This is a genomic window from Pseudomonas sp. PvP028, from assembly GCF_017832255.1.
Classification (GTDB): domain Bacteria; phylum Pseudomonadota; class Gammaproteobacteria; order Pseudomonadales; family Pseudomonadaceae; genus Aquipseudomonas; species Aquipseudomonas syringae.
Genome location: NZ_JAFIBL010000001.1, coordinates 5,723,862 through 5,748,623 on the forward strand (window position 1 = coordinate 5,723,862; position 24,762 = coordinate 5,748,623).

At 54.0% G+C, this 24,762-nt stretch carries 20 protein-coding genes; 15 read left to right on the forward strand and 5 right to left on the reverse strand.

The window, feature by feature from the left end:
- The 4 genes from JOE34_RS24465 to JOE34_RS24480 all read left to right on the forward strand — a co-directional run bounded on the left by JOE34_RS24465 (nt 1) and on the right by JOE34_RS24480 (nt 3,467).
- Complete coding sequence (locus tag JOE34_RS24465; protein ID WP_046265915.1) at nt 1–795, forward strand: MaoC/PaaZ C-terminal domain-containing protein; 795 nt, start codon at nt 1–3, stop codon at nt 793–795.
- On the forward strand, nt 792–1,526 hold the full coding sequence (locus JOE34_RS24470) for an SDR family oxidoreductase (protein WP_046265916.1): 735 nt from the start codon (nt 792–794) through the stop codon (nt 1,524–1,526). The genes JOE34_RS24465 and JOE34_RS24470 overlap by 4 nt, the downstream gene beginning before the upstream one ends.
- A gap of 45 nt (nt 1,527–1,571) precedes the next feature.
- The gene (locus JOE34_RS24475; protein WP_003345778.1) at nt 1,572–2,480 is read left to right on the forward strand and encodes an acyl-ACP desaturase; all 909 of its coding nucleotides are present in this window, start codon (nt 1,572–1,574) and stop codon (nt 2,478–2,480) included.
- A gap of 66 nt (nt 2,481–2,546) precedes the next feature.
- Nucleotides 2,547–3,467: a metal-dependent hydrolase gene (locus tag JOE34_RS24480; RefSeq protein WP_046265917.1), complete on the forward strand. Its 921-nt coding sequence runs from the start codon at nt 2,547–2,549 to the stop codon at nt 3,465–3,467.
- Nucleotides 3,468–3,473: 6 nt separating this feature from the next.
- Here the strand turns inward: JOE34_RS24480 and JOE34_RS24485 are convergent, their stop codons facing one another.
- Together JOE34_RS24485 and JOE34_RS24490 are read right to left on the reverse strand one after the other, a co-directional pair.
- Nucleotides 3,474–4,193: an autoinducer binding domain-containing protein gene (locus JOE34_RS24485; protein WP_052738601.1), complete on the reverse strand. Its 720-nt coding sequence runs from the start codon at nt 4,191–4,193 to the stop codon at nt 3,474–3,476.
- A gap of 144 nt (nt 4,194–4,337) precedes the next feature.
- The gene (locus JOE34_RS24490) at nt 4,338–4,733 is read right to left on the reverse strand and encodes a hypothetical protein (RefSeq protein WP_198708954.1); all 396 of its coding nucleotides are present in this window, start codon (nt 4,731–4,733) and stop codon (nt 4,338–4,340) included.
- 306 nt (nt 4,734–5,039) lie between these two features.
- On the opposite strand from JOE34_RS24490, the gene JOE34_RS24495 reads away from it, so the two are divergent.
- The 6 genes from JOE34_RS24495 to JOE34_RS24520 all read left to right on the forward strand — a co-directional run bounded on the left by JOE34_RS24495 (nt 5,040) and on the right by JOE34_RS24520 (nt 11,498).
- Nucleotides 5,040–5,987: an AraC family transcriptional regulator gene (locus JOE34_RS24495; protein ID WP_024648291.1), complete on the forward strand. Its 948-nt coding sequence runs from the start codon at nt 5,040–5,042 to the stop codon at nt 5,985–5,987.
- 808 nt (nt 5,988–6,795) lie between these two features.
- A complete protein-coding gene (locus tag JOE34_RS24500) occupies nt 6,796–7,269 on the forward strand; it encodes a TIGR03757 family integrating conjugative element protein (protein WP_011267009.1) in 474 nt (157 codons plus the stop codon).
- Nucleotides 7,266–8,204: a TIGR03756 family integrating conjugative element protein gene (locus JOE34_RS24505; protein ID WP_046267064.1), complete on the forward strand. Its 939-nt coding sequence runs from the start codon at nt 7,266–7,268 to the stop codon at nt 8,202–8,204. Before JOE34_RS24500 ends, JOE34_RS24505 begins: the two co-directional genes overlap by 4 nt.
- Complete coding sequence (locus JOE34_RS24510) at nt 8,201–9,592, forward strand: integrating conjugative element protein (RefSeq protein ID WP_046267063.1); 1,392 nt, start codon at nt 8,201–8,203, stop codon at nt 9,590–9,592. Before JOE34_RS24505 ends, JOE34_RS24510 begins: the two co-directional genes overlap by 4 nt.
- A gap of 2 nt (nt 9,593–9,594) precedes the next feature.
- Nucleotides 9,595–9,969, forward strand: a complete 375-nt coding sequence (locus JOE34_RS24515; protein ID WP_004409749.1) for a hypothetical protein — start codon at nt 9,595–9,597, stop codon at nt 9,967–9,969.
- Nucleotides 9,966–11,498, forward strand: coding sequence for a conjugal transfer protein TraG N-terminal domain-containing protein (locus JOE34_RS24520; protein ID WP_046267062.1), 1,533 nt, complete (start codon nt 9,966–9,968; stop codon nt 11,496–11,498). The genes JOE34_RS24515 and JOE34_RS24520 overlap by 4 nt, the downstream gene beginning before the upstream one ends.
- Before the next feature lie 59 nt (nt 11,499–11,557).
- Here JOE34_RS24520 and JOE34_RS24525 read toward each other — a convergent pair whose 3' ends face one another.
- Nucleotides 11,558–11,965: a DUF3742 family protein gene (locus JOE34_RS24525; RefSeq protein WP_046267061.1), complete on the reverse strand. Its 408-nt coding sequence runs from the start codon at nt 11,963–11,965 to the stop codon at nt 11,558–11,560.
- 528 nt (nt 11,966–12,493) lie between these two features.
- Here JOE34_RS24525 and JOE34_RS24530 point away from each other — a divergent pair.
- Entirely contained in the window at nt 12,494–13,378 is an 885-nt protein-coding gene (locus tag JOE34_RS24530; protein ID WP_046267060.1) for a PhzF family phenazine biosynthesis isomerase, read from the forward strand.
- 465 nt (nt 13,379–13,843) lie between these two features.
- Nucleotides 13,844–14,464 carry a tyrosine-type recombinase/integrase gene (locus tag JOE34_RS24535; protein ID WP_046267059.1) on the forward strand — a complete coding sequence of 207 codons (621 nt, stop codon included), beginning with the start codon at nt 13,844–13,846 and terminating at the stop codon, nt 14,462–14,464.
- A 160-nt stretch (nt 14,465–14,624) separates the two neighbouring features.
- Here the strand turns inward: JOE34_RS24535 and JOE34_RS24540 are convergent, their stop codons facing one another.
- Nucleotides 14,625–14,882: a hypothetical protein gene (locus JOE34_RS24540; protein WP_046267058.1), complete on the reverse strand. Its 258-nt coding sequence runs from the start codon at nt 14,880–14,882 to the stop codon at nt 14,625–14,627.
- Between the two features lie 100 nt (nt 14,883–14,982).
- On the opposite strand from JOE34_RS24540, the gene JOE34_RS24545 reads away from it, so the two are divergent.
- A complete protein-coding gene (locus tag JOE34_RS24545; protein WP_209996775.1) occupies nt 14,983–16,221 on the forward strand; it encodes a hypothetical protein in 1,239 nt (412 codons plus the stop codon).
- 705 nt (nt 16,222–16,926) lie between these two features.
- Here JOE34_RS24545 and JOE34_RS24550 read toward each other — a convergent pair.
- A complete protein-coding gene (locus tag JOE34_RS24550; RefSeq protein WP_046267055.1) occupies nt 16,927–17,874 on the reverse strand; it encodes a site-specific integrase in 948 nt (315 codons plus the stop codon).
- A gap of 556 nt (nt 17,875–18,430) precedes the next feature.
- Between JOE34_RS24550 and JOE34_RS24555 the strand changes: the two genes are divergently transcribed.
- On the forward strand, nt 18,431–18,979 hold the full coding sequence (locus JOE34_RS24555) for a hypothetical protein (RefSeq protein ID WP_046267054.1): 549 nt from the start codon (nt 18,431–18,433) through the stop codon (nt 18,977–18,979).
- A 646-nt stretch (nt 18,980–19,625) separates the two neighbouring features.
- Nucleotides 19,626–24,701: a hypothetical protein gene (locus JOE34_RS24560; RefSeq protein ID WP_209996776.1), complete on the forward strand. Its 5,076-nt coding sequence runs from the start codon at nt 19,626–19,628 to the stop codon at nt 24,699–24,701.
- Nucleotides 24,702–24,762 lie beyond the last annotated feature (61 nt).

The window sequence follows — 24,762 nt, forward strand, 5'->3', positions numbered from 1 at the left end:
ATGCACCGCCAATTCAATGAAACGGATTTAGAAAACTGGGCACGGTTCTCCGCAGATCGAAACCCGGTGCACTTCGATACGGACTTCGCCATCGCAAACGGACATTCAGGACGAATCGTGCATGGCATGCTGGCGATGATGCCGCTGAAGAACCATCTGGCCAACGAAGCTACCGAATGCGACCAGCCTAGAGAAATCAAACTGCATCTTAAGCATGCTATCGGGCTCAATCAGCAGGTCAGCTACACCTCCGCGCCACCTCAGCGCCTGAAGGTCTCAGCTGAGGGCAAGACGCTTTACAGCGGTTGCGCCAAGCCTGGTATCAATCCCGACATTCTGGCTGTTGCCGCGCAGGCTAGGAAACGTCCGATACTTGAGCGTTTCAGCGCTCAAGCTCTGCATGAACAGCATGCATTACTGCAACGCACCATCGACAGCGAAGTTCATCCCGCAGTGTACTGGGATGCAATCCTGTTCTCGATCTACATTGAGGACAACCGTAAAACGGCTTTGGCAAGTGACGTACAGCGTTTTCTGGCCGGCGAAGGCATCTCGGAACTACAGCCCTACATCGTCTATCAGGTATCACACACGCTTTCGTTGATACAAGTGCAATGGCAGGGGCTGGATAGTCAAGATTTTGAATCGATCCACTACAGCGTCACCGGCAAGGACTTGATCCGCGTGAATAACTCCATCTTTGGATCAGTTGTCTTCATGCTCTACCACCACGACCAGCCGCTGGTGGCGGTTGAGATGGGATTGATCGCCAACTTGCTGGAGCAGCAGACATGAAGCGTAAATGGATTTTTGTAACGGGCGGCTCGCGCGGCATCGGTGCGCAAATCGTGCGTGAAATGAGTGCCGACTATGACGTGGTGTTCACCTTCAAGTCGAGCGCAGATGAGTCAGCGCTCTTGGTCGCGCAGATTAAGAACGAACCAGGCAGGCACGTACAGGCAGTACACTGCGATGTTGCAGACTCCAACCAAGTATGCGACGTAACGCAGGAGCTGGTTAACCGTTTCGGCCCGCCCTACGCAGTCATCAACAACGCCGGCATCGCTGAAGACACGCTGTTCTCCAGTGTGAGTGAAGCGCAGCTCACCCGGATGTTCGGCAGTAATGTTTTCTCTGCCTTTAGCGTCTCGCAGGGCTTCCTTGCTGCCATGATGGGCGAAGGCAACGGCTGTCTGATAACGATCAGCTCTGTTTCCGGATTGAAGGGCAATGTCGGACAGACCGTCTATTCGGCAACGAAGGCGGCGCTGATCGGGATGACGCGCTCGCTCGCACTGGAAGTCTCGCGGTTCAACCTTCGTGTCAACAGCATAGCACCGGGCTACATCGAAACCGATATGACCAGCCAGCTAAAGGAGGCTCTGCCGGGATTGCGCAAGCGCATCCCGCTCAGGCGACTTGGGACTACTGGCGAAGTCTCCTCGTTGGTGAGGTACCTGCTGAGTGATGGCGCGGCCTACATCACGGGACAAACGCTGGTCGTCGATGGCGGCATGAGCTGCTGAAAAAATGCCCCCACCCTTTCCATCCGTTTTATAGAGAGCATCTGTATGTCTGGAATCAGTACCATTGTCCACTTTGGCTGCCTGTCGGACGAGCAGCGCTGGGATGCCAAGCGCTACGACTGGGCCTGGCTTAAAGAGCTAGACGATCATGATAGGGATTTGGTCAAACTGCTCGACTGCCTATCGGACGGAGAATACTCAGGCCAAGCTTCCGCAACCCAGTTTCACGATCTTCTGCTGACCGAGATCCGCAACGGCTATCCTAAGAGACTTGCCAACGACTGGGGTCAGATTCTGGCCTACGTAAACATCATTTCATATGAGGAGATGCGCCATGGTATTGCACTCTCTACGGCCTATCACTATGTGACCACCGGTGAGTTGGACTACGTGAGTACGCTGTCTACTCGCGACTACACGGAGAAGTACGTCTGGTGCTACGAGGATCGGAAATTCTGGGGCCTCTACGGCTACACCTTTGCTCACCTTTTCGGCGAGGTTGTTAACACCGAATTGTACCGGGACCTGCGAAGCCAAGTGCATCACCCGGCGCTGCAGGAGGTGATCACCAACATCATGAAGGACGAAGCAAGACATACCCAGGCTTGGGCCGCTGTAATTGAGGAGCTCGTCAAGTCAGATCCGGATCATTTAAGACGAGCCCTTGCAGAGATTGACACGGGTTTAACCTATCACAACGCAATGGTTCACGAGACTTACTTCGAGGGCCAGAATAAACTCATGCAACTTTTCTTGCCGGCCAAACGAGGCGAAGGCGCGATAGACCGTATAGTAAGAAAGAAATCCCATCTAATGGAGCTAATCTTCGGGGAAGATAATCCCTACACAATGGAAGAAATCCGTGCCCAGCACGTTTCGTTCCTAGTTAAGGGTATGGGTAAGACAAGGGCCGTTTACTCCGCAGAGACGGAAGACAACATCCTATTTTTGTAGAGCACATTTCATGAAGGCAACTGCTGGCAGTAGCTGCCTTCCGCCGAAGCGTAATAAGGAAACAGTATGAGAATACGAAGAATACCTTTCGACCTCAGGCAGGCGATGGGCATTGGTGCAGATTTCGACTTCCGCTGGGCCTATGACGATCAGACGTCGCTGGTAGGACTAGGGTATTCATTCTACTTGGAGTACATCGAGTACTTCTGCAACTTTGTCAGCAGGTTCGCGCGACCGCACATGCGCGATCAGGCGCTGCTAGCCCATGAGCAGACTTTCTTAGCCCAAGAAATGCATCACGCCAAGGCTCACAAACATTTGAATTCGTTCTTGAGCGCGGCTCCCGCCGTCAGTGACCGTTTTCATCCACGAATCTATCCCTGTCTAAAACTTTTTCATGAGGCCCATTACAAATCGATAATGCAAGAGATAGGGGAAGGAACACTCAGTGCCCTTAAAGAGGCTTTATTGAAAATAGCCGTATTCGAAAGCAAAAACTGTGTTTCTAGCTTCATATTCTTCGAACAACTATTTTCTGGTTCCAATTTCGCACGCACTTGTGCCTCATCGCGAAATACTGGGATTCTTTACCTACTCGCGTACCATTTCGCCGAAGAAATCGAGCATTGTGATATTGCTGTGGACGTTTATCAGCACATCTTCCAGGAATCGGTTTGGAGCGTTCCGCGGGTGCAGTCCCAGATAATCGATCCTCATCACGCCGAACAGGAGTCTCTTGCAGCGGCGCTACACTGCGCACATCAACTTGGCGTAAGAACCGACATTGAACGCCTTTCCAACTCCCCGTTCATGACATTCACAAAGGCTAGGCAACTTGAGTTGATTAATGAAAACTTTGATCTCAACACTGGCACTGTCTTGGAGCAGCGCCGATCCTATGTACGTCAATGGGACGAGGTCTGGGAACCGGCGCTCCGCCAGCAGGTGCTAAAGCAGATCGAGCTGAGAACGACCGCTGCTGGCTAGGCGTGGTTAGAATTCTAACAGGCCAGTCTGCAGGGCTTTGACGATTGCCATACGCCTGGACCCTACATTGAATTTTTTCCTAACCTTGGCAAAGTGATAATTGATATTGGCTTCGGAGCAGCTTAGTATCCGTGCGATCTCCCACGTCGTTTTGCCGAACGCGCTCCACTTGAGGACTTCCAACTCACGGTGCGAAAGTTGGACGATATTATTGGGCTCACGCTCGTCGGCCAGTGACAGAAACGTATCGACCGCATAATCTCTGATCAGCGCCAGCCCTGGGAGAATACGCGCTATATGGTATTTCAATTGATGCTGAGGGATCGAGTCCAGCCTTACACTTAGCACCCCTACCTGTCCTGCCATACCATGCAGCGGCAGGCTAACACCCTGAACAACCCCGTGCCCCTTTGACTCCTCTCGAAACTCCAATTGGAGGGGGGTCTTGAAGATGCTGTCGTTCCAGACAATAGGACTCGTCGAGGACATGCAATGCGAGACAACTGGGTCAATTCGAGAATAATCGTTGGCGTCGTAGATTGCTCTCCAAGCCTGCGAGTAATCGCTCAATAGTGCAGCCTGAGAATTGTCAGCATTAACGTCCGATTTCAAAGCGAAAAGGAGGCCGTCACAACCTAAGGCGCAGGTATTGGCCTTGAGTGCTTCAAACCAGCTCCGACGACATCCCAGCCCGGACATGGTCAAAAGCTCATCTATTGAGATCATTAAAACTCCTTTCTTTTCGTGTCAACGTGCTCTGCAGGGACCAGCGTATTGGGGCTGGTAGACCTGGTGGATTCTCTCAAAGCCCGAATCTCGGCCTGAATATACCTCGGGCGATTTGTGATTCTTGGGCCAATCGTGCTCACCTTACGAAGCTCGAATTATCGCTAACTGCCCAGGTAACCACACATTGCTAGCAGGCCTCAGTGCGCTTGAAATTCGTGAGTCTAGAAGCTTTGTCCTTTGGGATCCCACGCGTAGCGTCAAAAAAGCCTGTGCATTGCCTCGGCCGGACAGAGATTCGTCATAGTCGATATTCAGCGCATGCGATCCTCCAGGCAGGTACAGCTCGCCCCAACCTTTTTGCAGCACAAGCACCACGACTTTTTGGCCGTCATCGGTGGTTGAATAGCGGGTGTCCGTGCTGGTCCTTTCCACGGCCATCTTCTGGTTCTTCATGTTCCCGTCATGGTCCACTCCCTTTACCTGCATCAGCGCCCGATTGTCAGTGCGCGCACCGATGCGCAGTGTCCAGACTTTCACGCCGCCTTCGCCGGCATAGGCCAGGACTTTTTCCGCGACCTCCGGGCGGTTGTCAGAATGGGCGCCCCCCCCCCCCCGCGATCACTGCCAGGACCACTTCCAGCAGCGATGCCCATTTGCGATACAGCAACATTTACGGTTTTCTCGACTTTTCAAAGCCGAACATTGAAATCTATACTCAGGCGCCTGCCAAGCAGTCCGGCTGTGGCGCACAACAATGAGGCCATGACTCACAACAACTGATTGGGCTGCCAAATGTCGATATTATGCAACGCTGCCCACCAGCTCTGACGGAAGCTTTTGCCAATGGACCGCCGCAATCCCTATCTGGACACCCACTTTTGCTTCGATCACCCAGAGGCACTAGACCAAGCCGGCGTATTCGATGCCAGCGCGCGGCAGGTCATGGGCAGCGCGATCGGCCATTACCGCGCGCATACGGTGCGGTCGCACCTGCAGTATTTCGACTGCGATTTGCAGTTTCCCGAACCGTTACGCATCCACAAGGTGCTGCCCGACAGTGTGTGCATCGTGCATGTACTAGGCGGGCAATGGGAGCATCGTATAGACAGTCGGCTAAATAAATACACTCCCGGCGCGCCCCAAGTTCTGGGCTTGAGCGAAAGCATGGAAGCCATGGACCAGATGCCTGCCGGCGGCCGTGCGCGCATGGCCGGGCTGCGTATCGGGGGCGACTATCTACGCGAATTGGCCGAAGAAGACCCGGCACTACAATCGCTGGCCAGGCTGCTCGACGATGGCATGCACTTCTCAAAACTGCACGGGTGTCGCGTCGTCGGGAGTTTGTTCGAGCGCCTTTATCACTCACCCTACCAAGGGGCGTTGGAACGGCTGAATCAGGAAAGTCTGAGCGTGGCCGTACTGGTCGAGCTGGCGACGCATCTTGCGCCACAGTCGGTCAAGCCTGTGGCCGCGTTGCGCAGCCATTCGGACCTGGCACACGAAGCACGCTTTAAGCTCGATGCCAACCTGATTGCCCCACCCAGCACTCTAGCGCTGGCACGGGAACTGGGTGTGGGTGAAACCACCCTAAGACGTGCCTTCAACCAAGTGTACGGCCAGTCGATGCTCGATTACGTCCGTCAACATCGCTTGGAACTGGCGCGCAACCTGCTGCGCCAGCGCAAATGGCACGTGGCGCAGATTGCCCACCATCTGGGCTATGCCAACCCTGCAAACTTCAACCATGCCTACAAGGCTTATTTCGGCCATCCGCCTGGGGCTGAATCCTGACGGTCGTTACGCCTACTATGCCGCCTTACTCATTAGTACGCTAAAAAGCTCACCTCTTGGCATCTTGCTCCACGCATTGTTAGCGTTCTCAGCCCACTCATGGCCTCCGGCTGGCGGCGAGCCGTTGGCTGCACTAGGCTGTGCGAAAGCGCTAACGTTATTGCATACTCGTCTACAGCTAATCATGCCTCTAATATTGCTCCACGTGGGTTCACAGCCGCATGACGGATAGAGGTAGGAGACATCGAAGATGATGGTGAATCGTGCACGAGGCAGCGAAGTCCGCCACACGTCGAGCGAACTCAAATTCCAAACTGCTAAATCTTGCTTAACTAAGCGCTTTTGACAGATCCGCTAACTGCTTTAGAAAAAGCGCACATAGCAAAACTGCGGCGAAAGGCCATGCCACAGCTTTAGCTATTTCTGCGATGAAGTTAACACCATCCTTTGTGATGCTTCCTAGGTAAATATCAAGTTTCTACTCACCCTCATTTTCAATAAATTGACTTGATAGGAAAACCTGTAGCACCCCAACATGTCTCGGCATCTTGTTCAATCTGCTCTACTGTTTCCGGCCTTTCTGCTAGATCTACAGCCCATCCTCTTACAGGATTCCGTACCTCCCAGTGAAGTCGCATGCCAACATCTCGACCTTTGCCCGGATTAAGCTTCCGCCCTTGCTGCAGGATGGCGAGCGCACGATCCAAGCAGACGCCCCAAACCCCAACCGTCCCGATAACGGTTTCCTACAGACGACAGTTCGTTAATCGCGTTTTCTGTACCTGACACCACCTGCAGGTACTGCCTAATGTCCCCCTCCAGCCACTATCGCTTCAGCTGCAAGAACCGCATGACCTCCCTGATCTTGATTGCGGCCATACAGGTCCCCTTCGCGAACGCGGAGACGTGGATCGTTACTGACCGGAACCACCCAGTTCAGGCACCGGAACGTGTCCGGCTGATCCTCCTGGACGAATCAGAAAGGCTTGAGGCCAAGCTCTCTGAAGGACTGCCGGCTAATCAGCAACAAGCCATCGCAATCATGCAGCAACGCCTCAAGAGCAGCGATGCGCGGCGCTTGCAACGAGATCTGGCTTTAGCTCAACAAGATCTCGTAGACGCTTGGAGCATGGGGGTAACGAAGGTGCCTGCAGTGGTGGTCGACCGCAAGTTTGTTGTGTATGGGGAAACTAACGCTACGGCGGCTGAAAATCGCGTTGCCCAGTGGCGCGCCGCCGCCCAACATCAGAACGCATCTGGCCAGGGAGACGACCCGCGATGAACCTGCGAAAGCCTCGAGCGTGGGCAGCCTTGGCCTTGTCGATCTCAACCTGGCCGGCAGCAGCAGGCACGGTGACATCTGCCACCCTGGTCGCCTCAACCCTGTCGCCTGACTGCCTGGAGTACAAGGTGGTCGGAATCTGCTACTGGCTGCTCTGCACCCCGTTTGGATGCAAGGTAAAGACGTCGACAAAGGTTCGTCACTTCGTTCCAGACGCCTTGGTCTCAAGCTACTCGAATACCGGTGAAAACCCGTGGATTGAGGTCTCTTCATTGAGCTCATCAACTTCGTTCGCCCAGGATGGCGGTGACGGAACCACCAATCACAGCAACGAAGATAGCCTGGCTAAATTCAAAAACGCTGACGTCATAGGCCACCCCGGAGGAGCAACATTCAGTAAGTTTGCCAGCGCCTCGGGCTATGCCTGCCAGGGTGCAGCCACGCCCTACATGCCCTACCTGCTGAGCACTTTGGACACTGTCGCCTGGCGTTACGGCGTTCCAGAATCAGTGTATCCAGAAGCACTGATTCCCGGCCGTCGAGAGGTGGGTGGTCTGACGTCGGGGGACATGTGGGGAAGCGTCTACCCTCGCAGTGGTTTTATCCATCAAGCCGACGATTACAAGGCGGCATCCGTGATCGCGCAGCGTGCAGGTGACGTGGTCACTCGCAGCGGTCAGGTTCATGTCTATCAACCGCTTCTGGCACAGCCGCAACCAGGGTACTGGCCGGCAGGAGAATTGATCGAGACCGACGCCACCACCGGTAAGTGGCAAGAGCTCACGCCGACCCTCAGTCAAAGCTGCGCGGTATTTCCAAACTCCCAGCCCCGTGTGCAGGCAACAGATGGTGGCTACGCCTGGGCGTTATGGCGCCCGTATTCCTGCTGCAAGCGGGAAGGACAAACCTTTCTTGGCAGTACGGACTTTCAATGATGATCAAGAGGACTTCAACTATGCGCCGCGCTGCCTTTCTGACTATTGCATTCATGAGCACCCTGACAGCCCATACTGCTCTCGCCGAAATCCCGGGAATCAATGCAAGCTCATCGGGCAGCGTGATCGGTGACGACGTGCTCTACAGCGTTGGAGGCGGCAACGCTGTGACGATGGGTACGGCGGGGAATATGGATAGCATCAGCATCGGCGGAGGCTGGAACAGCAACCTGGTCTGCGGAAACATGAGTATGAATAACACGCTCCAGAATCAGTTGAATGGAGCAACTTCCGGATTTCAGACGATCATGGGGTCGATGATCTCGAACGCTACCAGCGCCGTTTCATCACTACCAGGACTGATTATCCAGCGGGCTAACCCGGCTTTGTACAACCTGCTCACCAACGGCATTCTGCAGGGTCGTCTTGACTTCGACCGCTCCAAAGGCACTTGCCGTGCCATTGCTGACAAGATGCTCGATGTCGCTGGAGGACAGATGGGCTGGAACAAGATCGCCGAGGGCCAGGCTATGAGTCAGGCGGTGAAAAACGGGAACACAGATGCTGTCTCAGCCGTTGCACAGGTCGAAAAGCAGGGAGGGAATGACGGTATCACCTGGCTCGGAGGAAATAAGGCCGGCGGATCTGGCCAGCAACCTATCAAGGTCGTAGGTGACGTTACTCGTGCGGGATACAACTTGCTGAACGGACGCGGCGCTGCCGATACATCGTCCATTAGTCCTTCGGCCTGCAACAACGGCATGGTGTGTTCCACCTGGTCCTCGCCTCAGGCAGCTACCACGTTCGCCAACCGGGTACTGGGAGAGCAACAACAACGCACTTGTGAGGATTGCACCAAAACAACCTCCACTGCCGGCGTTGGCCTCACACCTCTCATCCAGGAATCCTACGACTCCAAGCTCAAGGCGCTGCAGGAATTGATGTCGGGCAGCAAAGCGCTCACCTCGGAAAACTTGACTGCAGCGAGTAGCGATTCTCTGCCTGTTACCCGTGGTGTGGTCGAGGCACTCAGGACTGAGCATGACCAGGATATCCTGGCAAAACGTCTTGCTTCAGAGGTCGCGCTATCTGAGGTTCTCGGCAAAGCGCTACTGCTTCAGCGCACCATGTTCACCGGCAGCAAAGAGCCGAACATTGCCGCCAACGATGTGGCCCTGCAGGCGGTCAGTCAGCAGAACAGCAGCCTGCAACAGGAAATTGACAACCTCAAGACCGAGTTGGATATGCGTCGCAGCTTGGCCAGCAACTCACCGACAGCCATCCTACAGAGGGCTCAGAGCCGGAAGGACAGCTCCAAAGGCATCTTTCAAGGAGATCCAACGCCCGACCGCCTCGATCAGCTGCAGAACCCTGCGAAAGGTAACTGATCATGAGTTCATTGCCGGTTGCCAAGGGATGGCTACGTAGGGGCGCAAAGGCGCTTGTATCGTTCACCTGGCCGGTCTTGCTGACCATTGTTTTGGCTGTGATTTTCATGACAGCCATCGTACATTTCTTTGGAGATATTGAGCAGTTCAGGGAATGGCAAAAAGCGCACTACAACTACATGCTGGCCTGGCGGCTGTCGCTTTATGCGGCGATAGGGCTCGGCTGGTACAGGCTAAGGCGCACCCTTAAACAGCGAGCATCAGACACAAACCTATTCCCCTCGGGACTTCGTCGCTGCGAGGTCATGGCCATCTTCGTCATTCTCCTTTTCGAGCTTCGGCGCGCCGCCACTGTAGCGGGAGTTGACTTGCCATGATCTTGCACACGAATGACTACCTTGAGTATTACCTGACGTTGGTCGGATGGCTCATAAACGGCGGCATCTGGAACATGGTCGAGGACAGCGGACTCTTCGCAGCGCCCTTTGCCGCCATTGTCATCAGCGAATGGCTCAGAGCCCGCGGTGAGGGAGCTGATGAGGGCAACAAGGGCGTCCTCTCGTTGGCCCGAGTAGAAAACCGGTTCTACACGGCAATCCTAGTCATCATCCTGGCTTGCATGCCTCTGGTAAACGTCAGCATTGATACCATCCAGTTCGACCGAAGCCGCTCAGAGCAATGCCAATACTCAATACCCAATCCGACTGATACAGGCTGGGAAACATCCTTCAGTACGCTGAACGGTAAAAGCGCCACAGTGCCCGTCTGGTGGCTGTTTGTGCATGCGATGTCCAAGGCAGCAACTGCTGCCTCAGTCGCAGCTATTCCCTGTGGAGTGGATTTGCAACAGGTCCGGATGGACGTCAACAAGGCCCGCATCAACGATCCGCTGCTTGCCCAGGAGGTCGCTGACTTCACGAACGATTGCTACGCACGTGCGCGCGCAAAGCTGTTCATGACCCAGCCTACCCTCAGCAATGATCAACTCAACGACGTCAACTGGATCGGTTCGCACTTCTTCCTGCAAACATCTGGCTATTACAGCGATGGTTTCTCTGGGTTCAGGTCGCACACTCCCCGAACCAAATGGCCCTATGACGCAACCCGGGACGCAGGCCTGCCACAAACCACTGGTGGTGGTGGGTTTCCTACATGCACTCAATGGTGGTCGGATGGAACCGTCGGGCTCAGAGCCAGGCTGCTGGAACAGGTCAGTCCAGATCTGCTGAGCAAGCTTGCTCAGTGGGCAAAATTCATGACCCAGACCGAAGTGAGCGACTCGGTCATCCGGGATCTGGTCTCTCCGAGGAAGCAGCAACTGACCCAGGGTCAGGTTTATTCAGACTATGGCGGTCAAGTCGGTGGCTCTGTGCTAAATGACTTTACACGCCTTGCAGCTACAGCTGGTCAGGCAGCAGGATCTCTTGTGATGTATCCAGCCATGGACAGTGTAAGGCAAGCAGCGCCCATGGTGATGGCCTTCCTAAAGATGGCTCTCATCATTTGCATTCCGTTTGTACTGGTGATCGGGGCGTTCGACTTGAAAGTCGTGATGACGATTACTTTTGCTGCGTTCGCTTTAATCTTTGTCGACTTCTGGTTCCAGCTAGCACGCTGGGTGGACAGTACAATTTTAGACGCCCTTTATGGTAACGGGATCGGCAACAACGTCCCCCACTCCAATTTTGACCCAGTGTTTGGGGCCAGCAATGCCCAAGGAGACTTACTGCTGGACTTTGTGATGGGCGCAATGTTCATTGTGCTCCCAAGTTTCTGGGTACTCGCGTTGGGATGGGGAGGTGCGACTATCGGCGGCCTTATGCAAGGCTTGACCGAAAGCACAAGGGACGCAAAATCGGCTGGAGGAGGCGGTGCAAATATAATCATGTCGCAGATGAAGAAATAGGTATGAGGATCATCGATGCCGAGTTACCAGCACTTGGCATTGGGCTCCTATTTATTAGCTCACTGCTGTTTCAAACCATTTTCGTAGTAGCCATAACCTTGTGGCCCACTCATCCAACCCGACTCACTAGCACCGGATGCATCTTCCGAGGATTGGTCAAAATGAACGAGCTGTGAACCACGCAACGCGCGCTCAATCCCAGGGTTGGTGACAAAACCAATAGCTATTGCAAGAAAGCACACGATCGCCAAAACGTACAAAAGCCCCCACGCAGCGAAGAATGCACCAGCACCGATCATTGCAACGCGAACGATCCACTTGATAGGGCTAATAATCGGCCGAGGCAAACCGGCACGAAGCAACGATGACCACAATGCTTTTTCCAAGCGAAAAACTGCAGCCACACCACGTCCCAGGCTTTGCCCGATCCGCATTGCAGCGCTGCCTGGTACTTTAACTGTGCTCATAGCCACCTCGTGACTCAGTAAAACATGTCGTTCTGACATCATTTATAGACTTATCCAGCCCCATATTCAACCTACTTCCCCTTAGAAATCAAGCTTCCGACGAACAGCTGACCAACTGATTCAGACCGCTTGGGCCTTTGATTCGACAGTGTTTTCAAATGAAATACTGTTCCAGTGATACAAGTGCATCCGCACCTTGATCCCTACCCCACTTGACCAGCCATTTGCATTATGGTTAAAGCCCTGTGGCGTGCCGAGCATCTGATCGCAACAGATCCAGGCAAGGCCCGTCAAGCCGTGCGGCCGTATTTCGCGCACACCGAGGCAGCGATCTTCGATGCGGCATGGATAGCTTCATTGCCATCTTATCCGGCCATCCAAGGGTCGAATTGTCGGGCATCGAAAAAACATCAGTTTCATGAATGCCGTTGAGGCCGAGCCAGTCAGCCTCGACCCGAAAGCGGTGTTCACCAATGCAATCGTCGACGCAGCTACACCGGCATTATCGGACGCTCAAGGAGTTACGAAATGAGACCAGAAGTTCACATGGTCAACGTCTTCCCTGCCGCTCGCAGCGGCGGCAATCTAGCACCTACCGTGGCTTGTGCCGATTGCATGAGCGCAACAGACATGCAGGCTGTAGCCAAGACGTATGGCCATGAATGCGGCTTCGTATGCTCACCGCCTGTTGGCACCGATTACGACTATGCCTTTCGCTTCTGGGTACCTAACCACGAAATGGAAATGTGCGGACATGCCACAGTTGGTGCAGTGTGGCTGCTGGATCAGTTGGGGATGCTATCCAAGGATCAACTCTCGATCTGGACCCTAAGCGGTCGCGTAGACGCACGAGTGTCGCGCAACTGCTCCGAAGCGGTGAAAGTCGAGATCACCCAGCCTCAAGGCCAAGTCGAAACGCTTTCAGCACTGGAGGTCGAAGCGGATATCCTTTCAGTCCTGGGCATCAGTTCCAATGAACTGGCTCCCCTGCCGATTCAGAATGCCGCCACCAGTCGGATCAAAACCCTGATTCCACTCAAAAGCGTTGAGGTGCTGGATGGTTTGAAACCAGATTTTCGCCGAATTGAGCAGTTGTGCGAAAGGATCGGTTCGACTGGTTTGTATCCCTACGCGACATCAGATCTTGACGCCCGGCAATTCAATGCGCGGCAGTTCCCTAAATCATCTGGGTATCCCGAAGACGCAGCCACCGGCATCGCCGCAACCGCACTGGCTTTTGGGCTGTTGGAAAACGGCTTGGTGACCGCAGACGAACGTCCTGTCCGGGTTCGCCAAGGCTGGGCAATGGGCCGCCCCTCCGAGATTTCGTTGCGCTTTCGGCGGGATACAGAGGGTCAGGTTCAGGGTTGCTGGCTCGGCGGTACAGTAAGTTTTGCAGAGATAAATGTATGAGCATGCGAGAAAAGCTGAAAGCTCTGGATCTCCGATTGCCCGAGGCACCGGTTCCCCAAGGCTTGTAGTCGCAGTTAGATAGCCTCCATCTCTGATGACCTGCCCAGCACATCAAGCTGATAACGCCAGCCCAGCGGAACTGGCTCTCAGTAATCAGCCGACCGGGCAAAATATCTGGTCATTCAAGCCCACGACATCTGTTTGGCATCTTCCAGATCGCCGATTTCAGCCTCCTGCATTCGTAGCTCGGCAGTCGCCTGTTACGCTACGTTTGTGCCCTGCTCTATTACTCCGACTTGAGCGCAGCACACGGCCGCGCTCAATGGACGGTTGATGAAATATTCCCGGCCAGCATCGCAAGGCAGCTTTCCGCCAATTTTTGCCTGCGGATAACGTCCGCTTTGGGTCGACTGCGGCCATTCCTGCACAGGGTCATGCTAAGCCTCCATCACCGGAGGTAATGACATGAACGCAAATACTGCTATCTCGTACCAGCCCTGGAATAAAGGCAAGCTGGTTGGTCAAAAATCACCGCTCCGCCTGCGCGACATCTTGGGCATCAGAGTCAGGCTTGAGCTTGCGCAAAACGTGAGGGATCTAGCGCTTTTCGATTTAGCAATCGACAGCAAGCTTCGTGCATGCGATCTGACGAAGCTGCGTGTTCGTGATGTCGCGCACGGAAATCACGTTGTAGCTAGGGCAATGGTGATGCAGCAGAAGACAAAACGACCCGTCCAGTTCGAGATCACTGCGCAGACGCGACTCGCTGTGGAGGAATGGCTACTACAGGCTGGACTCAGAAATGGAGACTTCCTGTTTCCAAGTCGGCTAAAAACTTCCGAGCACCTGTCTACGCGTCAATACTCACGCATAGTGAAAGCCTGGGTCAGCTCAATCGGCCTCGACCCAGTGCCATATGGTACTCATACGATGCGTCGGACCAAGGCATCGTTGATCTATCGCAGAACGAAAAACATCAGAGCCGTACAGATACTTCTTGGTCACACCAAGCTAGAAAGCACTGTCAGATATCTTGGCATCGAAGTGGACGACGCGCTTGAGATGGCCGAGCAGACTGAAGTATGACCGAGCAACCGCGACGGGGGCAGTCACCCCGTCGCTTTCGGTCAGAAGCAGTCATTGAATGTCTACGAAACTAGGGGCGATTCCGTCGGTTGTTACCGGCAACTGGAGGTGGTTGATGAGAGGCATGCACTCGCCGCCTCTCATCGTGGGAAAGCACTCACTACGGTTGAGCTGGCAATAAGCCATCATCCGTATCTGTACCTGTTATGGCGTCATGGCTTTTTTTTGAAACGGCCATCTTTAGGCTGGCAATGCTTTGAATGGTCAAGTAACCAGCAACCTGGTCAGCCGTTACGTTTGAGCCTTCACCTTGCTTGTGGTTGATTGCGGCGGCAGCTGTCTCATTCCCGCTTGTAGCGCTGATCTTTTTGATGCGGCTGTAGTTAATTTCTCTAAATGCAGGTGCTAATAGTGGCATTTCCGTTTTCCTTTAGTGATTGCCAAATGGCACCGCTACATTAGTTTCCGAACGGCTCAGGTACTATCCCAACTAGGAAATTCCGAAATGGGGTAGATACATGCCTTCACCGCAAACGACCGAATCAGGCCAATTCAACAAGTCCGAATTGGCACTGATCATTTACATGGAATACGCCAAAAGGCTTGCCTTCCTAGAGAAGCCTGAGCAATTCGCTCGGCTCAGCCTATCAATGCAATCCATTGAAAATGCAGTAGATGTGGCCTTTCCTGAGCTTAGGCCGCACGAAGACGATGGCAGCTTTTTCATAGATGAGTATTGGGATCAGGATGAACAGGTTGATTTCGTTCTCGACACGATTATCTTCGGAAATGACTGGCTTGCGTCGCGGAACCCAAGCGACGAAGCCAAATCAAAAATTGCCGAAATAGCTGACTTGCATAGATCAGAGCAGGAAGAGCTGCGTGGTGAGTTTGCAGGCTACTACCTGGGCTTTATATGGCGTTCTTTCGTAAAACGAAGGGACATGCTGGCGCTGTATAGCTGGTGGAGCAATTTATCGGACGACACTTTCCGCGCCGAAAATTTCATGGAAGATGATCCATACAGTAGTAGAAGCCGACCTCATCAGAACGAAGAGGGAATGAAGACAATCACCTTCTATAGCTGCCCCGTCGCTACACCCATGAAGTGTGGCAAATCACGGGTAGATGCTGCGAGGACTCTTGATGACGAAATAATCATTAACGGCCATCTGATAGAAGATTCGATAGTGCTGGTCATACCCAGATCAGTAACACGCCCCTCTGCATCTGAGCTAGAACTGACCATGCAGTTTGGCGACTGGGAAGACCCTGATCCCGAGGCACTGAAAATTATCGCGGTTCCTAAAATTGACCCGAGCGAAATGACGGCAGAGCAGCGAGTACAGCATGAAAATGATCTCCGATGGTTAGAGCTAATACAAAGCCCTAAACGCGGCACTACGGCCGGTATGGGGCTGGCTATTGCTGTAAGAAATGAGCATGTGCAGCCCGAAAGGCTGTTTACTAGAGCCGATAGCATTGCGCCATTGCTTGAGGGAATCCTCTTCTGGGATTACTACCATGATTTCAGATTCCACTCTCATTACGTCTGGGATCGACCTTGCCAAAAGGTTTCTAAAGCTAAATCAGCAGCAGCGATGAGTGACTTGCTCACAGAGGTATCCGCCAAGAAAGAAGAATTGAGTGAAGCCAAGACCCGTAACTTTGATGACAGCGCTTTACAAAAGCGCTACGAAATAATCAAAAAGGCGATCGAGGCCTATGACCCCAAGACCCACCCTTGGATTAAATAGTGAATAGCCCCGGTTTTCCTAGACACTGTTGAGCGGCTGCTTCTGGCCGACTGCAGCCGTTCGCGACCGGCGGCTTTCAGCCAAAAGCAGACGAATTTTGCGCTACGCACTGCTGCCCTATGAAGTTCAGAGGGGTTGCGCAATTAGGCGCGATTTTGGATTACCGTAAGCCCAGCGTGATCGGTGGGGTCTAAGCGGATGCGGCTATCGCCGAAGCGGCGGTTGTTGCATTGGATGATGTAAGCATGAATATCCAGAGCGGCTGACTCTGCCCGGGCGTTGAATGTGTCGGTGACAGCATTCCGCCACGTGCTAATGTGCTCTTAGAGCCAATGAGGTATCTGGTGTGCGGAAATCACTGATTGATTCCATAGGCCGCGAAAGCGCCTTGAGGCTGATGGAGGATGCCGTGTTGCGAGCCGTTGAGGAAAACCAAAGCTTTGGTCACGTTTGGAATACTAAATGGGTTCAAGCTGTGGGAGGCGTGCTAGACGTCATCGAAGGTGGCCACCAGGTCCCTCTCATCTTTCGCCAGTTCGAACCATCCCCTCCCCAATCGTTAACCAGACAAGTACCTATCGCATGAATGCAAACGAACCAGTTGAGGTTCCTAACCGTACTGGTCAGGTCCGATGCAAACGGCCTGCAAGGTCGAATGCAAAGGGGGCCCCGTCTGAGCAATAGCGACAGATGGTTTTGGTCCGATCAGGCCAGCTTCGCCGCCAGCTCCTCCGCCGTAATGTTGTAATACCGCTTCAGCATGTTTACCTCCCGATGCCCCGTCACACTGGCAAGCTCAATCAAATTCGGCAGTTTGGTCGCCAGCCGACAGGTCGCTTCATGCCGCAGGTCGTGAAAGCGCAGATTGATCAGGAAGTCTTCCTGAGGCCTGACCTGCGCTACGTCGCAATCTCCCAAGTATTTCAGCCTCGCACGCTCCAGACCTCGGACAAAGGCCTTCTTGAGCGCATCAGCGGTGGTGGGAAAGACTCGACCGCACAGCGAGCGCGGCAGGTCCTTCAACAGCTGGATGGCCTTAGGCGAAAGCGGAACAGTTCTGGGCAGTCCGTTCTTGGTCGCAGGAAGGTGCGCGGTCCTACGATCCAAATTCACGTGTTTCCAGCGCAGCTCGAAAATTTCGCCACGGCGCATGGCGGTTTCAATCGCCAGTTGGACGATGGGCCGTATCCATGGATTGTGTGAGGCATCTGCGTACGTCCCATCAGCCCGTCGCTCACGAAGCTCTAACGCGCCGAGCATGTATTGCTCTTCAATTGGGTCGAGCCGTCGCGAGCGCTCGTCGTTATAGCTTGGACGACTGACCGGATTTTCAGCGAGATGAATTCCCCACTCGCGCCGAGCGACCTCGATCACGCACTGAAACAACGCGAGCTCACGCTTCACCGTATTGCCCTTGCGGATCTTCAGGCGCTCGTCACGGTAACGAGCAAAATCTGAAGACGTGAGGGTGGCAACGATGCATGTTGCTAGCGGATGACGCTTTAGCGCTTCCAGGCGTTTGATTTCCGAGTACGCGCCTTTGTGCTTTGGAGCGATCTCGGAGATGTAGCGATCAATGAGTTGATGAAAGGCGGTACGTTCAGCCTCGACGCGAGAGACAAAAATCCCACGGTCGATTTCGCTTTCGATCATGCGTGCCCAGGCTTGGGCATCGGATTTGGTTTCGAAGATTTTTCGCTGGGCTGGATAGCCCTTACGACGAATTTGCGCTTCCCACTGTACTCATCCAACGCCTGGGCCGCGACTTATGATCGTTGCCATTTCGACCATTCCCGCAATACTTGAGAATGGGAGATCGCAGCAAAAACGACTTTCAGGACTAGGACAGGTTTCTGGCAGTGGAGCTAACCCCTTGTAATACAAGGGATAGAAGATGGTGCCAAGCGTCGTTTGAACTGGGTAGTAAAAGCCCCGTATTTACTGGTTTTTTTTGGTGGTGCTTCGGTTGGGCATACACGGCGCTGCCTTCTGCCGCCAGTGAGGCGAGAGCAAGAGTGATGAATCTGCATCCATCCAGGGTATCCAGTGCTACTCAAATGTTCTGTGCCACTTCTGTAGACCCTCTGTGTTCAACCCAGATTGACAGCTCCTCGATAGCTGCCCCACCTTTGGAAGGTCACGCCTCTGTAACGGAGGGGCAGGTAGTGTCATGATTCGACTGAAATAAACTCCGCAGCCGGGCAAATTTATGACCGATACGCCGCATCATCAGCTTCTTCCTGGGCTGCCAGGTGATGGCCCTCTTCCTCTCCAGTTCAGTGCAACCGGCCAAGGGCAGCACAGTGAGGGGATCGTTATCAGGTTCATGCCGGAAGGGATGCCTTCTTGGGTGGGGAACTTCCAACCCGGGTTTTGCCGCTTCAACTGCGTGTTGGAAGTCGAATCAACTTTTCATGTGATCGTAGTTGCCGGTGGTCAGGGTTACATCGTGGACGTTCGTAACGGACTGCTCTTAAAGCACTTCGGTGGCGATATCGAGAGTTTGATCAGCATCCCAGAGCTGGGTAGCACCCTCGTTTCAAATGGGCTGTGGCTTAGGCTTTTCAAAGGAGAGGCTGAGGTCTGGTGCACTGAGCGTTTGTCTTTAGATGGAATTAGGAATATCCAAGTTTCGCTCGCGGATGGGTTCGTTACGGGGGAAGGATGGTACATGGAGGACTCCTGGTCCCCGTTCAAAATTTTAATCTCCTCCGGAGAGGTTATAGGAGGAGCTTTCGAGACACTTGACGTCGGCTAGTCACTCTCACCATTCCCAGAGGATTAACGCCGGGGACCCTGGCGGCATTCGAGGGACACGGGGCATGAAACCCGCGTGGATTTGGTAGCTGCTGATCGGTTGACGTTGGTTGACAGGTTGACGGCAGCAGATCAGTAGCTGAAGGAATGAACATCCGGGTTCACCACCTGATTGGGTGAGTTCACCGGGTTCACCAGTTCACTAAGCTGTGAAAACGTCGGCTACTCAAGATGCGCGGGTTCCCTGCCCGTATGCAGCGGAAGTCCTCAGGGGCCCCCGGCTTATGCCGGATTCCATTCGCTGATGGGGCTAACTTCATAGGGGGGCGTGGGACAGACCCTTCAAATGCGGTGTGACTGGTGTTTCAGGTGTAGCGATCATACTTAACTATATGAAAAATAAGAATAAAATAGTTTTAACACTTCGCTGTGAGTTTCTGTGTATGTGATGTAACAATACGGAATTGTGTAACGCTGTCGCTACCTCTGTGCCGTACGGTGGACCGTGTACGATGGCCAGAAGCGGACCTTGCTAAGATCTGCAGCCAATACCTGCTGGGCACACAGAGTAGACATTTTAGCAGGGACGGTTACAGAACCTTTATGCTTAATACGGATGTGCCTAGGAGCGGCGAAGGTATTTACGGATGAGCAAAGAAAAAAAACCGAAACGTGCGCCCCTTCAGGGCACCCAGCTCATTAGCACCATTGCTACTGGCGGCGGCGGCGGGGTATTCCAAGCGCGAGTTGGCGCCTTGTATCTCGCAAACATGCTAACAGGGGTGCCGAGTGCCTTTGGGCTGCACGGTGCCCGAGTAGAGACCCTTCGCTTTGAGGCACGTTACATGGGCGCTCACACCGACGATATCTATTGCCAGGTTATTGACATTGGGCAGTCCCGACTTCAGCTCATCCAGTGCAAGCGCGGCCTTAATGCGACAGCTAGCGACGAAGACTTCATTGATGGTTTGCAGGGGGCTTGGCGCGACTATCTAGGAGTAGAGGGCAGCCCTTTTGATCGAGCATGTGATGTCCTGGTCCTTGCTACTGTGGCACCAGCGACACCCGCCAACCAAGCAGCCAAACGGCTCTGTGAGTTATCTCGATCTTCACTGAACTTGGCCGACTTCCTCCAAAAGCTCGATTCCAAGCTTTTTGACGCACAGCACAAGCGTACGTGGAGTGCCTTCAAGGAGGTGTCAAGGAACACGCTAGCCGACAAATACTCCGACGAGCTTGTCTTCGACCTATTGCTACGGCTACGTGTCGACATACATGACCTCGGAACCGAGAGCTCGCAAGAGCTAAGTCTGGTTCAAGCCCTATTGGCTTCAAACCAGCCTGGAGATTCCGGCGAGCAGGTATGGAACGGGCTGTTTTCCTATGTCTTAGAACAAGGCATCAGTGTCGGTACTATTACACCTGAGACTTGGAAAACGACTGCGCAAGTTGGCATCCAAGAAGCTGTCAGCCGCCTCACTCGTCGAGTTGGCTTTGGCAGCATTGCCGAGCAATTCAGAGATCGGGCTAGACATCAGCTCTCGCTAATCTCAACGAAGCTTCCGAACGGCACCCACATTCCCCGCGGCCAGTGCGTTGCCCAAGTGCTGTCGGGCTTCGATGAGCGACAGCTCGTCATCGTCACAGGTGGCCCTGGTGCGGGTAAGTCAGCAGTCATCGCAGAACTCGCACCACTCCTTCATGAGTCTGGCCCGCTTTTCTTCTTTCGAGCCGACGAGCTCAACCAGCCAAGCCTAGCCGCAGTTCAGTCACTTAGTAGCATGCCGGATGCTGTGCTCAGCATGGAGAGTCTATTGCGCTGCGGCACACCAACTGTCGTCATCGACTCGCTGGAAAAAGTGCTCGAAGCCAGGAGCCCGGGTGCGCTTGAAGAGCTGCTGGTGCTTGTTCGCCAGCACAAAGGAGTGAGGTTGTGCGTGACGACCCGCTCCTATGCTCTCAACGCTCTCTACTCCATCTTCCTCGCCGGTTTCTCGTACCAAGTTGTAGACGTCCCTTTGCTGACAGATGCGGAGATATCTTCGGCAGTGACCGGAACGGCTCTTGAAGACATTACGGCTAGGGACGGTGGTGTGCGAGAAGTTCTCCGAGCACCTTACTATCTGCGCCTTGCGTTCAACTACACCGCGACTGGGGCAATTCTTCCACAAGCTGCTGGCAATGACTTGCGCTTGCGGCTGTGGACAGAGCTGATCGCTCCTAGTAGGGGCTTGCTAGCTGGGATGGCCGAACGCCGTCGACTAGCCTTTAACCAAGTCTGCTACGAGCGTACAGAGCGCTTTGCTCAGTTCGTACAAGCACCACCGGACGCTGAGGCAGTGGCTTTTCTCGTGCAAGATGGGGTGCTAACACAAGACGCCGCGCTCCGTGTGGCTCCCACTCATGACGTCTTGGAAGACTGGTCGCTCTTCTTCCGGGTCGACCAGGAAGTACGCGGTGCCGAGAGGGCATGGGGTGTGCTCTTCGGCAAGCTTGGCTCACACGCGGGCATGCGCCGGGCACTGCGCACTTGGACAGCGCAGCGCTCAGCTGAAGGTGACACAGATGCCTATGCACTGCTCGAAGCCGCTCTCAAACTAGACTCGACCATTCCACAGCTTTGGCGAGACGAGGTGGCCATTGGATTACTGCGCTCCGAGCGTGTGGAAGACTTAGTCGCAAAGCTGAGTAACAGTGTCTTCTTCAACAGCGCAAACCTTTTGCAGCGCCTAAGCCACTTGCTGCGCATTGCATGCAAAGGGCCAACCTCTATCGATTACTCCCACCTTGCAGACGATCCTGCTAACAGAGAGATCATGCTACGGATCGGTATGGCTGCCCCCGTTGGCAAAGCTTGGGATGTAGTAATCGGGTTAGTCGCAAAGGCGTTTCCCGGTCTGCCGTCGGAAAACTACTCCTGGATTGTCCAGCTCGCAGAAGACGCCACGTCTCACGACGAGAGCTGGCACAAGCCCACCCAGCGAGTGGTTGACGTATTCAACATGGCTGAGCACTTCTGTTTGCGCGATGAAGAGGATTGGTACCGTGAGCAATCGATTAGCAAGCGCTTCTACGCGCTTTTGTGTCGCTGCGCAGGTGCAGACTCTTGCCGGTTCACGACATTCACTGAGGCGCTCTTGCGGCGCTTCCTGGCTGGGGCCGATATGCGCGACTCCTATGCGGAGGAACGTCTTCAGTTCTTGGTCAATTTCAAGAACTGTCGCGAGGTGAGCTTTTTCGTTCCCGACTTGGTGTGGAAGGTCTTCTGGAATCTCTATACGAAGTCTGAACCGGAAGTTGAACAGGACTTCGGCATGATCGGGTGGGAGTCCGCAATGGGACTGAGTCAGCTAGCAGATCACGAATTCTTCCCACCGTCGGTCTTACAGGGACCCTTCCGATCACTGCTGCTCTACGCCTGGCCAAAGAGCGTGCGCTTCGTGATTGATCTATGCAACCACGCCGCTAAGGCGTTTGCCACGATGCGTCCGAATGAAATTTCAATTATTCCGCTAGAGCAAAGCCCCAATGATCGACCACACATCCATGACTATCGTCTATGGGCAACCTATCGCAGTCTTTCAGTCACCAGCTACCTCCTGAATGCGGCTTTGATGGCGCTGGAAGAACGCCTGCTTATAGAAGCTAAAGGGCAGCCCATGGTTATCTCGGAGGTACTCGAGATTATCTTGGAGCTGGGAGAGTCGAGTTTCACTACAGGAATGGTGGCAGGGGTCTTGATGGCCCACCCTCAGCTCGTAACCGAGAAGATGCTTTCCATCTTCAAATGCCCGCAATTCTTCTCCGACGACATTGCTCGCAGAGTACATGAGGCAGGTGCGCTGGCCATCCACGGAGGCCACGACGGGCTGGACGATTCTAGGCAGCAGGAGCGCTTAGCAAGCAATCGGCTGCCACACAGGCGACGGCACCTGGAAGATCTAGTTCTTCAGCTGCAGTTCAACCATCCCAACCTTCTCGAGGCTATCCACAGGATTCTGGATAGCCACTCGAAAGCGCTGAATGGAACGGAGGCGGTACCAGCTGGCTGGCGCATGGCGCTGAAACGTATGGACATCCGTGAATTAAAGCTTGGGGAAGTTGCTAGCGATGGCAAGGGAGTATCCCTGGAGATTGCCAACCTAGAACCCGAATTGCAGCAAGCCAGTTACAAAGCTCAGGCCGGTATGCAGCGGATGAACCGCTTTGGTGCCGTGAGTGCTTGGGCTGCAGCAATCACGGAAAGATTTTCCACAGCAGAGCCAGGAACGACAGACCGATTTTCGTCGCCGTCTGAGCCTTATGAAGAATTCCTTCGCCTCTGTGATGAGATTGAAGAAGAGGAAGTCCATTTGCTCACCGGCCTCGAGGATGAGCTTGCCTGCGCTCTGGTATACAAGTGGCCCGCCGATACCTCACAGGCGCTACAGTGGGCCCGGGCTCTTGTCCTCAAACACACTGCCGTTATCGAAGATAATGATGCATGGCTGAGCCGAGACCACCTGGTGGGGGAAGTGCGGGCGCGAGCGGTTGTCTCACTTGCAGCAGTCGCCCCATCTCTACCCATGGTGGTTGAAGCATTAGTCAACATCGTCACTGAGCCGATGTGGAAAATACGCCGGGCTGCAGCCAAAGCAATCTCAAGCGAGCTGAGGTCCAAGCAGCCTATGCTGGCCGAAGTGCTGACTAATGGTCTTGCTCAGTACGCCGAGGCACTGGACGTAACTATCCAACACCCACGTAGAAGGGCTCATGATGTCGTCAGTGAAGCCCGCGCAGCTACGGCCGAGTCACTTAATACCGCACTGCGAAAGCTGGCGCCTGCCCAGCGGCCTTCACCAAAAAGTTTGGCGGCCCTCAAGGACTGGGCAATAGCTCTTGATGCTGCGCGTGGCGAGATGCCCGATACGTGGCGAGTAAAAACACTCATGACGCTTACCAGACTGATGATGGAACATGAAAAAGGGCCAAGGGGTCAGCGGCATGACCCCGACTATGTTGACTTCGAGGGGCGGTGGGAGTTTGGGGACTTGATCGCAGTCGAGCTTATGGCGCAGTCAAATGAAAACTCACCGCTCTTTGATATGTTTGACCACTGTATCGAGAGTGCACCTGAACTCAGCGAAAGGGTTCTGGAATCTATACTTAGCGAGTGCATGAAGCAGGAGTTCGCAAACGTCGCAAGTTTTTGGCGTGCATGGGATCGCGCGACAGCTAGGGTCTTCGGGGATGATTCGCTGAGAACCAAGAGTCGGAGACTCTATAGCCGATTCGACAACATACTAAGGACGCTTTTACTGTGCTCAACGCCTTGGCCCAAGGCTTGGCATGACTTAGCGCTCTTCAGATCCCGCCCACATTTCATCTCAAGCTGTTTAACTGCTGTGGGCGATAGCCGGAAAGGCTTAGAGCACCTGCTACAACTGATGGCGGGTGTCGGTCGTAAATCCGCGATTCCTTCTGCACTACCCCAACTGCGAGACGCCTTAGACAGAGCTCCCGCCGATTTACTCGACGATGGAAACAGCTTGTGGCACGCGGAGACTATATGCCGAATAGCGGTGCATGATCATCGAGAGATGCTGATTCGAGACATCAACCTGCGAAGGGCGACACTCGACATACTCGATCGGCTTGTTGACGCCGGGTCGTCGCTCGGATTCCAGCTTCGGGACTATTTGGCGACTTCGCCTATAGCGGTTTGTATTCAAAGCAGCCGGTAGGACTATCCAATCTCCGAATGCTCGCGACGCATTCCTTAGTGTAATTAAATATGTTGATGCG